The 15420-nt window shown below is 37.9% G+C and carries 15 protein-coding genes and 1 riboswitch; of the genes, 3 read left to right on the top strand and 12 right to left on the bottom strand.

Annotated features, from left to right (window positions below; all coding sequences use genetic code 11):
• Positions 1 to 435 precede the first annotated feature (435 nt).
• Entirely contained in the window at positions 436 to 3213 is a 2778-nt protein-coding gene (locus B8967_RS15475) for a TonB-dependent receptor plug domain-containing protein (RefSeq protein ID WP_228406217.1), read from the top strand.
• 72 nt (positions 3214 to 3285) lie between these two features.
• Here the strand turns inward: B8967_RS15475 and tenA are convergent, their stop codons facing one another.
• The 8 genes from tenA to B8967_RS15435 all read right to left on the bottom strand — a co-directional run bounded on the left by tenA (position 3286) and on the right by B8967_RS15435 (position 10638).
• Positions 3286 to 3936 carry a thiaminase II gene (gene tenA / locus B8967_RS15470; RefSeq protein WP_084086683.1) on the bottom strand — a complete coding sequence of 217 codons (651 nt, stop codon included), beginning with the start codon at positions 3934 to 3936 and terminating at the stop codon, positions 3286 to 3288.
• Positions 3923 to 4756 (bottom strand): bifunctional hydroxymethylpyrimidine kinase/phosphomethylpyrimidine kinase, encoded by an 834-nt coding sequence (gene thiD, locus B8967_RS15465; RefSeq protein WP_084086682.1) that lies wholly within the window; start codon positions 4754 to 4756, stop codon positions 3923 to 3925. The genes tenA and thiD overlap by 14 nt, the downstream gene beginning before the upstream one ends.
• Positions 4753 to 5388, bottom strand: coding sequence for a thiamine phosphate synthase (thiE, locus tag B8967_RS15460; protein ID WP_084086681.1), 636 nt, complete (start codon positions 5386 to 5388; stop codon positions 4753 to 4755). Before thiE ends, thiD begins: the two co-directional genes overlap by 4 nt.
• Positions 5385 to 6182 (bottom strand): hydroxyethylthiazole kinase, encoded by a 798-nt coding sequence (gene thiM, locus B8967_RS15455; protein ID WP_179140070.1) that lies wholly within the window; start codon positions 6180 to 6182, stop codon positions 5385 to 5387. Before thiM ends, thiE begins: the two co-directional genes overlap by 4 nt.
• A gap of 67 nt (positions 6183 to 6249) precedes the next feature.
• A riboswitch (TPP riboswitch) is annotated at positions 6250 to 6343 on the bottom strand.
• 46 nt (positions 6344 to 6389) lie between these two features.
• A complete protein-coding gene (locus B8967_RS15450; RefSeq protein ID WP_179140069.1) occupies positions 6390 to 8231 on the bottom strand; it encodes a carbon starvation CstA family protein in 1842 nt (613 codons plus the stop codon).
• A gap of 210 nt (positions 8232 to 8441) precedes the next feature.
• Positions 8442 to 9473 carry an alpha/beta hydrolase gene (locus B8967_RS15445; RefSeq protein ID WP_084086679.1) on the bottom strand — a complete coding sequence of 344 codons (1032 nt, stop codon included), beginning with the start codon at positions 9471 to 9473 and terminating at the stop codon, positions 8442 to 8444.
• Between the two features lie 21 nt (positions 9474 to 9494).
• A complete protein-coding gene (locus B8967_RS15440) occupies positions 9495 to 9878 on the bottom strand; it encodes a DUF3037 domain-containing protein (protein WP_047493883.1) in 384 nt (127 codons plus the stop codon).
• Entirely contained in the window at positions 9865 to 10638 is a 774-nt protein-coding gene (locus B8967_RS15435; RefSeq protein ID WP_047493885.1) for a HipA family kinase, read from the bottom strand. The genes B8967_RS15440 and B8967_RS15435 overlap by 14 nt, the downstream gene beginning before the upstream one ends.
• Before the next feature lie 70 nt (positions 10639 to 10708).
• Between B8967_RS15435 and B8967_RS15430 the strand changes: the two genes are divergently transcribed.
• The gene (locus B8967_RS15430; RefSeq protein ID WP_084086678.1) at positions 10709 to 11548 is read left to right on the top strand and encodes an alpha/beta hydrolase family protein; all 840 of its coding nucleotides are present in this window, start codon (positions 10709 to 10711) and stop codon (positions 11546 to 11548) included.
• A 67-nt stretch (positions 11549 to 11615) separates the two neighbouring features.
• Complete coding sequence (locus B8967_RS15425) at positions 11616 to 12131, top strand: hypothetical protein (protein WP_084086677.1); 516 nt, start codon at positions 11616 to 11618, stop codon at positions 12129 to 12131.
• A gap of 60 nt (positions 12132 to 12191) precedes the next feature.
• On the opposite strand, the gene B8967_RS15420 is transcribed toward B8967_RS15425, so the two are convergent.
• From B8967_RS15420 to B8967_RS15405, 4 genes are all read right to left on the bottom strand, one after another.
• Complete coding sequence (locus B8967_RS15420) at positions 12192 to 13016, bottom strand: flavin reductase family protein (RefSeq protein WP_047493892.1); 825 nt, start codon at positions 13014 to 13016, stop codon at positions 12192 to 12194.
• A gap of 86 nt (positions 13017 to 13102) precedes the next feature.
• Positions 13103 to 13519: a GxxExxY protein gene (locus B8967_RS15415; RefSeq protein ID WP_228406215.1), complete on the bottom strand. Its 417-nt coding sequence runs from the start codon at positions 13517 to 13519 to the stop codon at positions 13103 to 13105.
• A gap of 98 nt (positions 13520 to 13617) precedes the next feature.
• Positions 13618 to 14865 (bottom strand): fumarylacetoacetase, encoded by a 1248-nt coding sequence (gene fahA, locus B8967_RS15410; protein ID WP_084086675.1) that lies wholly within the window; start codon positions 14863 to 14865, stop codon positions 13618 to 13620.
• 62 nt (positions 14866 to 14927) lie between these two features.
• Positions 14928 to 15389 (bottom strand): hypothetical protein, encoded by a 462-nt coding sequence (locus tag B8967_RS15405; RefSeq protein WP_084086674.1) that lies wholly within the window; start codon positions 15387 to 15389, stop codon positions 14928 to 14930.
• Between the last annotated feature and the right edge of the window lie 31 nt (positions 15390 to 15420).

Below are 15420 nucleotides of genomic sequence, written 5' to 3'. Positions count from 1 at the left end.
CGTTTTTTTGTTGTTAATACAAGGCTTTACAACCAGAAATCAATCATTGACCATTCACTCTCAACTTTAAAATCTTAACTCATTTTCCTAAAACAACTCATTTATTATTTCTGGGACTCATTCCATTATTCAATAGAAATGGGCTTTAGCCCAAACTTAAGAATGGCAACGTACACAAGATAATAATACAGGCTTATGTTTGGGCTAAAGCCAATGGATGGTTTTCTATTTTTACAAAGAACGGGCTAAAGCCCGTCTTTATTGAATATCATTTTTTTATTAAAATCTCTTTGAATTTATCTAACTTTAATAAGGGATAGAAAGAAACGATAATTATTTTTTACAAAAACAAAGTCTATTGATTTTGTAGACTAGTGAATATATTTTACATTTGCACCCTGTAAAACATAAATGGTTAATCAAATTCTAAACTATATGAGAAATAAAAAAACTATTTTTTCAGCTTCTGTTTTATTTTTTCTGGGATCCTATGCTTATGGCCAGGAAAAAGACAGTATAAAAGTACATAAAGACACCATACAAACGAATAATGTAGAAGAGGTAGTGGTTTTAGGTTCACGTGCCGGAGCAAGATCAAAAGTAGACAGCCCGGTTCCTGTGGATGTATTCAATATCAAAGAATCTTCGGCTATTCTTCCCCAATCTGGGATAGGGCAGATTCTGAACGCACTGGCTCCTTCTTTTACTTCTACAATTCAGACCAATTCTGATGGGACGGATCATCTGGATCCTGCTCAGCTGAGAGGATTGGGACCGGATCAGGTATTGGTATTGGTAAATGGAAAAAGAAGGCACACTTCAGCTTTAGTCAATGTAAACGGAACACCCGGAAGAGGAACGGTAGGAACAGATTTGAATGCTATTCCGGCTTTTGCCCTTAACAGGATTGAGGTTCTGAGAGATGGTGCGGCTGCTCAGTATGGTTCAGATGCCATTGCCGGAGTTATTAACCTTGAGCTTAAAAAAGATACCGGAAAATTAACCGGGCAGGTGAGCTACGGAGGAAATCTGACCCCTACAGCCAACGACCATACTGGAAATTTTGACGGTCAGAATGTTCAGGTAGACTTGAATTACGGTAATAAAATAGGAACAAAAGGTGGTTTCTTTAATATCACCTGGTCTTCTCAGTTCAGAGAACCTACTTCAAGAGCCGGTGCAGAAAGCGGAACGATTTATAATGCCTATAATGCTATTGAACAGCGTGCTTTAAATAATGGGGTTAATCTTTCCTCTCTTTTTAATAATATCAATAGCACCCCGAATTCACAACAGATCATTAACTCTATTCATCAGTATGCTCAGGGGGTAAACTACTTTACTGCCGATCAGCAGGCTGCCATTCAGGGGGCATCTACCATCCAGGATATAAAAGACGGAAACGGAAATGTTATTCAGAAAGGACTTCAGTCTTTATTGAATTTTGATGTTACTGATCAGGAACTTGCTTACAGAGGACTCACAAGAAAGGATTTCAATATGCAGGTAGGACAGTCTAAGCTGAACAATCATCAGCTTTTTGTCAATATGGAAGTTCCGATCAATGATAACTGGAAAGTATATTCTTTCGGAGGATATAGCCTAAGACATGGTACTTCCGGAGGGTTTTACAGAAAACCTAACCAAAGCAGAACATTTACCGGGCTGTCTGCTAACGGTTATCTGCCTCAGATTGGAACGGATATCCAGGATATTTCACTGGCTGCGGGGATCAAAGGGAAATGGGATGGCTGGAATATTGATTTCAGTAATACTTTCGGGCAGAACTCATTTACTTATACCATTCAGAATACCGGAAATACATCTTTGCGCTTTGCATCACCCAATGAATTTAAGGCCGGAGGATTAAAGTTTTCCCAAAATACGATTAATCTGGATTTTTCAAAAAAATATGATGTCTGGGAAGGAATCAATGTTGCATTTGGAGCAGAACACCGTTATGAAAATTTTAAAATAACAGCAGGAGAGGAAGCTTCTTATGCTACATATGATACTTCAGGAAATGTATGGACGGGGAATTCTCAAAGGCCCACCGACTTCTTTGGGGCAGCACTTCCCGGCGGCTCTCAGGTATTCAGCGGATTTAAGCCTGCCAATGCAGTAGACAAAAACAGACAGTCTGTAGCAGCGTATGCAGATGTGGAATTTAATTTTACCAATTGGTTATTGGTGGATGCAGCTGCGCGATATGAAAACTATTCTGATTTCGGATCTACTTTTAATTATAAATTGGCTTCAAGAATAAAGGTAGCCCCCAATTTCAATGTAAGGCTTGCCGGATCTACAGGATTCAGAGCGCCTTCTATTCATCAGATTTATTATAATGTAACTTCTACTTTATTTACCAACAATCAGCTTCTGGAAGTAGGAACTTTCAGTAATGATTCGGCGGTAGCAGGATTATTGGAAATCCCGAAACTGAAACAAGAAACTTCAAAATCTGCAAGTGTAGGATTTACCTATAAAATTCCTTCTGTTAATTTGACCTTTACAGCAGACGGATACTTTACGAGAATAGACAACAGAATTATTCTTACAGACCAGTTTTTAAGAGCAGATGTACCTGCTGCTGCACAAAAAGTCTATGATGATTTAGGTATTAACGGAGCACAGCTTTTTACCAATGCTATTGATACGGAAACCAAAGGGGTGGATGTGGTTATTTCGCATAATGTCAGATTTTCAGGTCTAAAACTGGATAATAGCTTTGCTGTCAATCTTAGTCAAACTAAACAGGTAGGAGACATCCATTCTTCAGGACTTCTACAGTCTGCAAAGCTTGAAAAAGTGTATTTCTCAGAAAAATCCAGAGTATATCTGGAAGAAGCCGTACCGAGAGTAAAGGCCAGTCTTTCTCATACCCTTTCATGGAAAAATGCGAGTTTCTATCTTAGAAATACGTATTTCGGAAAAGTAACGGGAGCAGATATTATCGATGCCAACGGAGACGGAATTATCGGATTCAATGAACATCAGCAGATTGGAGACAAGATTATTACGGATCTTTCTCTGGCCTATCAGTTTACCAAAAACATTGGACTGACACTTGGTGTAAACAATTTATTTGATATTTATCCTACTAAAAACCTTCCTGCGTCTACTAATAATGACCAGTTTGTTTATTCACGTTCTACTTCTCAGTTTGGGCAGAACGGGAGATATGTTTTCACAAGACTGAATTTTAATTTTTAATGGTTATAAAAATTTGAAGGGAGACTGTTCTGAAAATGAACAGTCTTTTTTTATGTCTGAAAACGGAGGAAATTACTTCCATGTTTTTAATTCATAAGCTGCTTCCCAGAAATGATATTCCATTCTGGAGGCAGTTATAAAAGCTTCGGTCATTTTTTTTCGTGTTTCCTCAGTGGTTTTTTCTGCTATTGTATCACAGATGAAAATAGCCTGGTCTACGGCAGCTGAAAACTCTTCTCCGGAATAGGTGGCAATCCATTGTTCATAAGGATTGTTGATGGTATTATGTTTTTGATAAATATAATTTCCAACCTCTCTGTAGATCCAAAAACAAGGAAGCACGGCGGCAATGGCAATTTCTACAGATTCTAAGGCAGCGGTACTTCTCAGAAAATGAATGTAATGATGGCAGGCAGGCTGTAAAACACCTTTATCTGTAAGTCCGAAATCTTTAAAATAAGATTCGTGCAGTGCATTTTCCACTACAATAGCATTTTCAGCAAATCGCATATAAGTAAGAACATCCTGGAGATCCGGGATTTTTGCAGCAATCAGGGAGAGGGTTCTGCCAAAATGTTCAAGGTATAATGAATCCTGAGCCATATAAAAACGGAATTTTTCCTGAGGTAAGGAACCATCTGATAATTCTTTGATAAAAGGCATGCTAAGAATAGACTGATAATATTCTTCTATTGTTTGCCAGGTTTGTTCAGACCATTTCATTTTTGATGAGTTTTTGAGGATTAAAAAAGTGGTTAAGAGGGCCATTGCCATACCCTGTCTGTACATCTATGCTGTTTTTTATAGCCTCATAAACATAGTCCTGTCCTAAAGAAACAGAATCATATAAGCTTTTTCCCTGAGCCAGGTAAGCAGCTATTGCAGAAGAAAGAGTACAGCCGGAACCATGGGTATTATTGGTGTTTAGTTTCAGCGTTTCAAAAGTATGGTATTGTCCATGTTCATCATAGAATAAAGAGGTGATGGTGGAGGTTTCCTGATGGCCACCTTTGAGAAGTATGCTCTTGCAGCCTAACTGTTTTATTTTTTCACCTGCAGTATATAAATCTTCCAGCGTTTCGACTTTCATGCCGGCTAAAATTGCTGCTTCATCCATATTGGGGGTAATGATATCAGCAATTGGAAATAGTTTTTCTGTGATCGCTGTGATGGTTTCCTCCTCAATAAGCCTATGCCCGCTGGTAGCAACCATTACAGGGTCAAATACAACCGGAATTCTTGTATACTGTGATAATGTGGAAACAATAGTCTCAACCAACTGTGGAGTATGTACCATTCCTATCTTAATGGCATCAGGAAAAATATCATCCAGAATCGCTTTGATCTGATCGGCTACTGCTTCCACAGGAATAGGATATATTGTTCTTACTCCCTGTGTATTTTGTACAGGCAGGGCCGTTAATACTGAGGTGGAAAAGCAGCCTAAAGCAGAAGCTGTTTTGATATCTGCCTGAATACCTGCGCCACCACTTCCGTCAAAACCTGCAATGGTCAATACGGACGGGTATTTGTATTTTTTCATTTTAAAATCTCATTTTTTAATTCATATGCTGCTTTCTGGGGATTTGCAGCACTGCATATTGCGGAAACTACAGCAAGGGAGTCTGCTCCGGCGTTGAGGACTTCCTTCGCATTTCCAAGATGTATACTGCCTATGGCGACCAGCGGTTTTTCTGTAAGCTGTCGGATTTTTGCAACACCTTCAAGCCCCCATTCTGTAATGGTATCTGTTTTGGTATGTGTTTTAAATACAGGGCTTATACCAAGATAATCAGAAACCATTGTCTGTTCATTTTCAAGCTGGGCCAGGTACTCAATAGAATATCCAATGATTTTATTTTGGATAGAAGGTAGTTGTCTTAAAAAAGTAGGTGCAGTATCACTGTTCCCAACATGAATACCCGCAGAATTTACTTTTCCAGCAACTTCTATATGATCATTTATAATGAGGGGAATACCATACTTTTCTGTAATTTCCATAAGCTTTTGGGCTTTTTGGAGGAACAATTCGGTACTGTCATTTTTTTCTCTGAGCTGGATAATGTCCACTCCGCCCAAGATGGCTTCTTCGGCAACTGTCAGAAAGTTTTTTCCAATGCAATCAGCTTCAGAAATCACAAGGTATAGTTGGTAGGAGAAAGGATGCAGGCTCATTTTTGTTCTATCTTTAGGTTTTGGATGAATTCTTCTTCTGTTATATTGTACAGTTTATCAATCAGGTTAACCTGAAGACTTCCGGGGCCTCTACTTTGCTGGACAGCCAGTTCTCCAGCAATGCCTATTAATGCCATTGCAGCAGCAACACCCAATGTTTTATCTTCCACACTACCTATAAACGCACCTGTTAATGCGGTAGCAGAACATCCAAGACCTGTTACTTTAGTCATAAGCGGATGTCCGTTTTTAATGAAAAAGCTCTGCTGTGGGCTTATAATAATATCCGTTTCACCGGAAATACAGACTGTTGAATGGTAGTGTTGCATCAGTATTTGAGCAGCATGAACCGCGTCATTACTTTGAGCGGTACTATCTACTCCTTTAGTAACAGTGGTATTAGCTTTGGCCAGTGCAATAATCTCTGAGGCATTTCCTCTGATAACACTAGGTTGATATTGTAAGAGTTGTTGTAAAATCTGATCACGAAAAGAGGTTGCTCCGGCACCCACAGGATCTAAAACCCATGGTTTATTTACGGAATGTGCTGTTTCAGCTGCCAGAAGCATAGACTCTGACCAATATTCATCTAACGTTCCTATATTGATCACTACGGAATGGGCAATACCGATCATTTCTTTGATCTCAGACCGGGCATGTGCCATAATGGGAGAGGCTCCAACAGCCAAAAGGGCATTGGCTGTATTGTTCATGACTACATAGTTGGTGATGTTGTGAACCAGGGGAGATTTTTGTTTTACAAGCTGCACTTGCTGCCAAAGTATTTTTTCCATTGTTATCTTATCATTAAAATAAAAATAGCTTTAGGAAAAAATCCAAAACAAAAACCACATGAGCGGGTCATGTAATTTTGCTTTTCCCTACGTCGGTGTAAGCCGTATCAGGTTCAAAGGGACTCTCTCAATTCTTTTTCAGAATACCCCTAAAGCAAAACAAATGTATAAAAATTATCAGACCGGGCAAAAACCTTCCCCGTAATTTTATCTTTCCACAAGTTCCTTTACCTGTTCTCCATAAAAATCTGTTTTCGTAGTATTGATTTTTAAGAGCTCATACCATTTTATAAAAGCTCCGATAAAAACAATAAGCATCAGTACCATAGCTGTTACTGCTAAAGCAGCCAATAAGTACTGTTCTTTTGGAATATAGATCGTAGCAACCTGGATATAGCCGGCCCAAAAAGTAATTCCAGCCATAAAAACACCCGGAATAGCCGAGCATAAAGCATATTTTCCTCTGTTCATCCTGATCAGCATAGTCGTACAGACAATCAATCCGCAAGCGGCAAGTAATTGATTGCTGATCCCGAATAGTGGCCAGATACTGCTTACATTTCCGGTGTATACCAGGTATCCCCAGGCAAAAGTGAAAAGAAGGCTGCTGATAATAATTCCGGGAACCCAGTTTTTATCATTGAATTTTGGAATCACAGAACCCAGCATTTCCTGTAAAAAGAAGCGCCCGACTCTTGTTCCTGCATCAATGGCTGTCAGGATAAATACGGCCTCAAACATAATGGCGAAATTATACCAGTATGCGGTTAATTGATCCATATAAGGGATCTTATTAAAGATGTGAGCCATTCCCACGGCAAGTGAAACAGCCCCGCCAGTTCTGCCATGAAGATCAATACCAATCTTTTGTGAATAATAATCTATGTCTACTCCATGTAAGGCAGGATGTGCTGCAAGAAAAGCGTCATATGATTCTTTTGGAGTGTTGATGGCAAAATAATCCCCCGGCATTAATGTACATGCAGCAATGAGAGCCATTAGTGCAACAAAACCCTCTACAAGCATGGCACCATAGCCCACAAAAAGAATTTCTCTTTCTTTATTAAGCATTTTTGGAGTTGTTCCCGTAGCAATGACAGCATGAAAGCCCGAGATAGCACCACAGGCAATCACAATAAAAATAAATGGAAGCACAGGACCACCAATGACAGGACCTCCTCCGTTTACAAAAGCGGTAAGTGCCGGCATCTGTACAGTAGGATGAATGACAATAACTCCTATAGCCAACATAATGATCGTTCCTATTTTTAAATATGTAGAAAGATAATCACGAGGAACCAATAATAACCAAACCGGTAATACAGAAGCTAAAAAACCATATAATGGAATAGCAATGGAAATGGTCTTGATATCCCACGAAAATAAATTATTCATAGTGGGATTCTGCATGAGGCTGTGTCCACCAATAATTCCCGCTATTAAAAGAATTCCGCCTAAAATACTGGCAAAGAGTACACTGTTCTTTTTATACCGCATGATCAGTCCCATAATTACTGCAATAGGCATTGTGATCACCACTGTAAACAAAGACCAGGAAGCTTCATGCATGGCATTGATGCATGCCAGGGATAACCCTGCCAGGGTAAGGATCAAGATAAATAAGATGGCAAACCCTGCTACCGTACCGGTTGCTTTACCGATCTCCTTTGAAGCTATGGTGGCAAGACTCTGCCCTTTATGTCTTACGGAAGCAAATAATACCACCATATCATGTACACCTCCTCCCAATACACAGCCAATTAAGATCCATAGGGCACCGGGCAAATAACCAAACTGTGCAGCCAGGACAGGACCTACCAAAGGGCCTGCAGCAGCAATAGCTGCAAAGTGATGTCCGAAAAGTACATTTTTATTCGTAGCGACATAATCTTTTCCGTCTGCAAATTCAACAGCCGGGGTTGTATGCTGGTCATTGAGACGAAGAACTTTATTGGCGATAAAGATGCCATACACACGATAAGCTATAGCAAAAATGAGGACTGATGCAAAAATGAGAGTAAGCGCATTGATATTGTTCAGGAAATCCATATCATTTTGATTTTTGTAGTGAATAATTAAAATTGAATCCTATTTTGTTATTAATAATTCAAATATTAGCCAAGTTAATTATTTTAAGTGTAAAAATTGATGATATGTATACTAATTTAGCAAATTTGCTATTTGTGTGTGTTTTTTGTTAAATTATAATATTGATTATCAGTTTGTATGTGTGTGTTATGCTTGTTTTGTGTGTATATATTATTTTTTCTGAGAAATGATGAAATCTACCATCTGATCTGTGAGCCTGTCAAGATAGGGTTTGTCGGTAGTACTGAAACTGTGGACTCCATTATCCACAACCACTAAGGAAGTCTGGATATTTGCTCTTTTTAATCTTCGGTAGAGCTTTTTTGATTGACTTAAAGGGACAATCTTGTCTTTATTGCCCTGCATAATTAAAGTAGGAACCCCACCTGAAACAACATTAACCGGAGATACGGTTTTGAAATATTCTATTATCTTTTGCTGGTCTTTGTCTATATCATATCCGGAAAGTCCTTTGACCAGATTCTTTTGTAAACTGATAATCTTTTTTGATAGTAATCCCACCATAAAAACGGGAATAGTGCCTGTTTTGGTGTGAAAAAGCTTATTCAGATCAGCAGGGCCATAATGATCAATAACATAATTGACACTCGAAGGATAAGATGAAAGTTCAGGACTTCCGATAAATGTATCATCTGGAGTGTATGCCGCCATCAGGGAAAGGTGAGCGCCTGCAGATGTCCCGAAAATTCCAATATTATGAGTGTCGAAATTATATTTTTCTGCATTTTTTCTGACCCATCTTATGGCATCCTTGGTATCTTCCAAAGGTTGAGGGAAGTGAGTGCTGTCATTTAACAGGGTATAATTTATACTGATCACTGCATATTGCTTTGCGATCAGTTTGGCCATTGTGTTTTCTACATAGTCATCTTTAAGGATCACTTTGTCGCCTTCTACCCATCCTCCTCCATGAACGTAGATCAATACGGGAAGTTTACTGGGTACATTACCTTTAGGCGTATAAATATCCAGTTGAAGAGGATTTCCTTTTTTGTTGGTTTTGTAAATTATATTTTCAGAAACAGTGGCTATTTCCGGAAGCAGGGTAGTCTTTACACGCGAAGCCTGGGCTGGATTTTGTGAAAAAGTTTGTGAAAAGAATAAATGCGAAAAACTTAAAAATACAATAAAAAACAGGTTTGTAAAAAACCTGTTGATAGATATGGCGTATGATAATTTCATAATGAGTCTTTTTGAGGCATATTATTTTACTAATTCCTCAAAAAGCTTACCAAAAGTAGTATTTAAATCTCTGGATTTTCCGGGATGAGGTCTTGAGGTCTGCACTACTGAACTTCGTACAGCGGTCAGCCATCGGAAGCGTTCTGGGATATCAAACAGTGCAATAGGACCACCCTCTTTATTTCCTTCAGCGATTTTCTGAAAACTTTCCAGGTTTTGAATGATATCCTCATAATCCAGTTTGCTATGCATCAGCTTGAATTTATCAGGGCACAAATGGAATGCTACGCGGATAAATTTTTCTTTTTTTGAAAACATAACGAGTCCTATATTGAAAAATTCTTCTCTTTCAACCTTTGGTACTAAGCGTATTACCGCATATTCATATATTTTATCCTCTTGCATTTTTGGCTTCGTTTACAAAGATTTGAGAATTTTCTAATCTGGTTTTCATAAACTGAAAATAGATCTCACGGATTTCATCAGGCGTTTCATCAGCGTCATTCCAATGTAACCAATCTTCAGGAATTGTGTTGACAATTTCTCTGAAAAAAGTATCATTTAATATGCTGTGGGCAAACTGGTCAGCTTCATCCAGCTTTTTTGCTTTGGGAAGCAATACATGGTCTTTTACATATTTGAATGGTGTTTTTGCGGCTGTATCGAAATTCTGCCACGAATGATGGAAATAGAAAGAGGCTCCGTTGTCAATGATCCAGAGTTCTTTATTCCACATCAGCATATTGGTATTTTTAAAAGTACGGTCAATATTGGTAATAAAGGCATCCAGCCAAACAATTTTTGAAGCCAGAAGAGGGTCAACAGACACTCCCGGATCATAGGTGATAGATCCTGAAAGATAATGCAATCCCAGATTTAAGCCTTCAGAAAACTTGAGCAGATCCTGGATCTCTTCATCCGCTTCTGTTCTGCCAAAGTCTGCATCAAGATTTACAAAAACGAGCTCAGGAATTTTAAGCCCCAAAGCTTCCGTGATTTTGCCTCCCAACAATTCAGAAATCAGCATTTTAACTCCATGGCCTGCGCCCCGGAATTTTAAAACATATTTGAAATCATCATCAGCTTCTGCCAGAGCAGGTAGTGAACCTCCTTCTCTTAATGGCAGAATGTAACGCGTGACGGTTACCGTTCTTAAATTCTGCATACCGCAAAAATAAGGTTATTTTTTAATAGTTTTTTTCATAAATTTCGATTAAAATTAATTCTCTTATTGTATGGATCTTACTATCAAAAAGAATATACATTTGGAAAACACTGAGACAAGAAGCTTTCTTGCGGATGTTTTTTATATGAATGCCGAAAAGAAATTGCCCTTAGTAATATTTGTTCATGGCTATAAAGGCTATAAGGACTGGGGAGCATGGGATGTAATGGCTGAGAAATTTGCTAAAGCCGGCTTTTTCTTTGTAAAATTCAACTTTTCTCACAACGGAACAACGGTTGGGGATTCCCATAATTTTGCAGACCTTGAGGCTTTCGGAAATAATAACTATTCCAAGGAACTTTCCGATCTTGGTGTGGTAATTGATCACTTTATCAAAGAACCTCAGGTAGATGATCAGAAAATAATTTTAATGGGGCACAGCAGAGGAGGGGGGATTTCTATTATTAAAGCATTTGAAGATGAAAGGATCAATGGATTGATTACCCTGGCCAGTGTAGATACCCTGGAACGTTTCCCTAAAGATGAAGCATTAGCGAACTGGAAGCAGGAAGGAGTTTATTATGCATTGAATGGACGGACAAAACAGGAAATGCCTCATTACTATCAATTTTATGAGGATTTTGAACAAAATGTAAACCGTTTTGATGTGGAAAGAGCTACAGAAATGGCCAAAGTCCATATGTTAATTATTCATGGAACACAGGACGAAGCGGTAGAAGTAAAACAGGCAGAACATCTTCACCTGCTTCATCCGAACTCTGAACTGTTTCTTATTGAAAATGCCAATCATACCTTTGGAGCTAAGGAGCCCTGGACAGAAAATGACTTACCAAAAGATCTGAATACTGCAGCAGAAAAATGTATTGAATTTATAAAAGCAAAGATGTAATACGTTCAATATCAGAAATAATATATCAGAAATCCCGTTATGATAGTAACCACCATATAAATTAATTATGAATAAACTTATTGCAGGCGTATTCGCCTTATCATTATTGACAACAGCTGTTTCTTGTAAAAAAGAAACTAAAACAGAATCCTCAGCAAGCAGAGATACATTAGCTACTGTAATGCCTAAAGACTCTACAGGAATTCCAAAAACAGACTCAGTAGCTGTTCCTTCCCAGGGTACAGCCTCTACAGACAATATTATTACTAAAAATGTAGGTAAATATCCGCATGATATCAAGTTGTTTGAAGACAAAAGCCTGACAGAAAGATTGAAAAAAGTGGTAGGCTCTGAGTATGCTGAAATGGTAAAATTCTTTAATGTAGAAAGCCCTGTTGTTTCAGAGAACGGAATCTATAAGCTGAACGGATGTAAGCAACATGATTGCCCGGGGTATTCCACTTCCATCTATTATGATGCAAAGAATGATAACCTGAATGTGGCGATTGATAAAAACGGAAAAGTAAGTGACTTTGCCGAAAAAGGTAAAATTACAGTTTCAGAAACACTGAAAGCAAAATAAAGAGGAGCATAAGCTTCCTTCTTCATTTAAAATAAAAAAGCCTGAAATCTCAGGCTTTTTTTATTTTATCGTTAGTACTATCCAGGCTTCTTCAATTTTACTTTCCAATAATAGCTTCTGTGCATCTGCATGAATATGTTCATCCGCATGAAAGTCTCCTGTTGGCAATACTTCTACATTGGCAAGCATTCCAAGGTCATTTCCTGTGAAAATCTTACTGTATTTAATAGAATCAGGCAGAAGATCAAATCCAATTCCCTTTGTAACCAGAGGTTTTGGAACTTCAAAAAGGCTGTTTTCATTGCTTCGGGAATACCAGTTGCCTCCTAGGCGGGCTACCATATCGAGTTTTTTCTGATCCAGGTTTCCAGCCTCATTCAGGTATTCTTCTCTGATATGAATCTTCTGAACCTCACAGATCACAAGATTTCCGGCTCCTCCCTGATCACCCAAAGATTTTACTTCTAAAACCTTGCATTCAAAATTGACCGGACATTCCTCAATCAACTTAGGTTGTACCAAATCAGCATCTTTCATTGTCAGCCCTGATTTTATAAACTCATTGACTCCGGTTTCATATTCTGTGGAAGCTAAGGAAATTTGCTGAACAATTGGAAAATTTACTGTTCCAATCACCACTTCCTGAACTTCAAGAACATTTTCCAGGGTATGTTTAGTCGTATTATCACGCACTCTCCTCGATGGTGAGAAAATCAAAATCGGAGGAACGGTACTGAACATATTGAAAAAACTGAATGGTGATAAATTGATCGTACCATTTTTATCTACCGTAGAAGCCAATGCAATCGGGCGCGGTGACACGGCGGTCTGCATGATGGTTTGCAGCTGTACGGACGTTATTTCAGAGGGGATTACTGTTTTCATATTTTTACTTTTAACACCTAAGTTATTTTTAGTTATTTCTTATTACGTTTTATTGAAGTACACTTAAGTTTGAAAATCTACGATTTTCATTCTTTGGGAAGATCTTTAAATATTTTGGACGCAAAGGATTCACAACCTTCATGGTAAAGGTTTGTAACATTGAAGTTGACTAAAATTGAACGAGGTGCTTTTAAAAGGTTCATATAGTTTATAGTTTGTGCTTTATGAATTTGATGAATTTCGGCAACTGATTTTAACTCTAAAACGATTAATTTTTCAATTAAAAAGTCACATTTTACCTTACAATTTATATGGTTTCCTTTATAGGAAAATGGAATCTCAAGTTCACTTTGATATTTTAAACCTAACAGATCAAATTCTTTTTCTAAACATTGATGATAAACCTCTTCGTACAAACCAGGACCCGCTAGTTTATGTACTTCTATACAAGCGCCAACAATTTTGTAGGATAGCTCATTAATCAATTTTTGAGTAATCATCATGTGAGAAAAAAATGAAAATCGCAGATTTTCAAAAACTAAAGTGAACTCAATTTTTCCATTATTACTTAGCTTAAAAAACTAAAGTGTTTAAATAATTATTATACGGTTGGGATAATTTTACCTGAAACTTCACCAAAACCTACTCTTACACCATCTTTCTCAGCCCATGCTTTCATGGTAACCGTATCATTGTCTTCAATGAATTTTCTTTCTTCTCCGTTGCTTAATGATAAAGGGTTTTGTCCTCTCCATGTCAATTCAAGCATAGAACCGAAAGATTTTGGATCGCTTCCTGAGATGGTACCACTGGCATACAGATCACCTACCTCAACGTTGCATCCGTTTACAGTGTGGTGAGCCAGCTGTTGTGTCATATTCCAGTACATGTGTTTGTAATTGCTTTCACTGATGAGGTTTTGTTCCCCATTTTCAGGCTGGATATAAACTTCAAGATTGATATCGTAGTTTTTGTCTCCTTCAAATTTTAAATAGTCTAACACTTCAGGATCCTGTATAGGAGAAGCGGTTCTGAATGGTTCCAGGGCTTCAAGGGTAACTACCCATGGTGAAATAGATGAACCGAAGTTTTTAGCAAGGAATGGACCTAATGGCACATACTCCCAAGACTGTATATCTCTTGCAGACCAATCGTTGAACACTACCATTCCAAAAATAGCATCTTCAGCGTCTTTTGTAGAAATGCTTTCTCCCATCTCAGTATTTTTGTTGATGATGAAGGCCATTTCCAGTTCAAAATCCAATTGTTTACAAGGGCCAAAAACAGGTTTTTCCACATCTGCAGGTTTCATCTGTCCTTTAGGACGATTAATGTCTGTTCCGGAAATTACAATTGAAGAGGCTCTTCCATGGTAACCTACCGGTAAGTGTTTCCAGTTTGGTAATAAAGCATTGGCAGGATCACGGAACATTTTTCCAACATTGGTAGCATGTTCAATGCTGCTGTAGAAATCAGTGTAGTTGGGAATGTGAAGAGGCATCATCATTTTCACTTTGTCAAGATCATAAAATGCTTCTTCAATGGTTTTCTGGTCTTTTGAAAGAGCAGAACCTTCCTGTAATAGCGTTTGAATTTTTGTACGAACAGCATTGGTAACCGGTTTACCCAGTTCAATAAATTCGTTGATGGTGTATGCTTCAAAAACATTGTCATCCAATCCTTCAATGTCTTCAAAATATCCAAGATCATACAAGGTTGCCAGATCTATAATCTGATCTCCGATCCTTGTACAGCATCCGATATATTCTTTATTAAAAACTGCGACTCCGAAAGGGATATTATGTATAGAAAAATCCGAATTTGAGGAATAGTCTACAAATGATTTCATAAGTTTATTAGATTTAAGTTAGATTAAAATAGCACCCTGAGAAACAGCTGTTTTCAAGATATTTATTTTGCCTTTTTCGAGTAGGATTCTTCATCAATCCATCGGTCTCTGGTATTGACATCAATGAGATAAAGAATATCCTTTTGCTTGGTGAGCATTAGGGTTTTAGTTACCGGCAGTGGAATTTTTTTATCTTCAAGCTTATCTGCTCTTAAAGAAATAATGTTTTTCTTTCTGATGATGTCACCTGTAAAAACATTGGAACTGCTTTCCCCGGTAGCTTTATCATCAAAAACTTCTACATAAGTAGCATTATTTCCTTTGATGATAATAAAATCTCTTTCCGTGTGGTCTGCCTCATCTTTAATGAAAACAAACTTTTTATTCTCAATATTTACATTGTCGAGATTCTGATTGATGCCTCTTCTTTCTTCAAGTTTGGTAAGAATTGCATCCAATGTTCCATATTGAGCTTTTAAGCCCAATGTTCCAAGGAATAGAGTTCCTATTAAAATTTTTTTCATATGCTGTGTTTTTATAAAAAAGTTTTGTCAA

This window comes from Chryseobacterium sp. YR221 (assembly GCF_900176315.1).
GTDB lineage: Bacteria > Bacteroidota > Bacteroidia > Flavobacteriales > Weeksellaceae > Chryseobacterium > Chryseobacterium rhizosphaerae.
Note: the sequence above shows the minus strand (reverse complement) of the source record. Positions and strands in the feature narration are given on the sequence as shown.

Coding starts and splice junctions, on each gene's coding strand:
- B8967_RS15445 (WP_084086679.1), bottom strand. CDS start 9,473: ATGAAATTATCATACGCCATATCTATCAACAGGTTTTTTACAAACCTG.
- thiM (WP_179140070.1), bottom strand. CDS start 6,182: ATGGAAAAAATACTTTGGCAGCAAGTGCAGCTTGTAAAACAAAAATCT.
- tenA (WP_084086683.1), bottom strand. CDS start 3,936: ATGAAATGGTCTGAACAAACCTGGCAAACAATAGAAGAATATTATCAG.
- B8967_RS15415 (WP_228406215.1), bottom strand. CDS start 13,519: ATGATGATTACTCAAAAATTGATTAATGAGCTATCCTACAAAATTGTT.
- B8967_RS15405 (WP_084086674.1), bottom strand. CDS start 15,389: ATGAAAAAAATTTTAATAGGAACTCTATTCCTTGGAACATTGGGCTTA.
- B8967_RS15450 (WP_179140069.1), bottom strand. CDS start 8,231: ATGGATTTCCTGAACAATATCAATGCGCTTACTCTCATTTTTGCATCA.
- thiD (WP_084086682.1), bottom strand. CDS start 4,756: ATGAAAAAATACAAATACCCGTCCGTATTGACCATTGCAGGTTTTGAC.
- B8967_RS15440 (WP_047493883.1), bottom strand. CDS start 9,878: ATGCAAGAGGATAAAATATATGAATATGCGGTAATACGCTTAGTACCA.
- B8967_RS15420 (WP_047493892.1), bottom strand. CDS start 13,016: ATGAAAACAGTAATCCCCTCTGAAATAACGTCCGTACAGCTGCAAACC.
- B8967_RS15425 (WP_084086677.1), top strand. CDS start 11,616: ATGAATAAACTTATTGCAGGCGTATTCGCCTTATCATTATTGACAACA.
- B8967_RS15430 (WP_084086678.1), top strand. CDS start 10,709: ATGGATCTTACTATCAAAAAGAATATACATTTGGAAAACACTGAGACA.
- B8967_RS15435 (WP_047493885.1), bottom strand. CDS start 10,638: ATGCAGAATTTAAGAACGGTAACCGTCACGCGTTACATTCTGCCATTA.
- thiE (WP_084086681.1), bottom strand. CDS start 5,388: ATGAGCCTGCATCCTTTCTCCTACCAACTATACCTTGTGATTTCTGAA.
- fahA (WP_084086675.1), bottom strand. CDS start 14,865: ATGAAATCATTTGTAGACTATTCCTCAAATTCGGATTTTTCTATACAT.
- B8967_RS15475 (WP_228406217.1), top strand. CDS start 436: ATGAGAAATAAAAAAACTATTTTTTCAGCTTCTGTTTTATTTTTTCTG.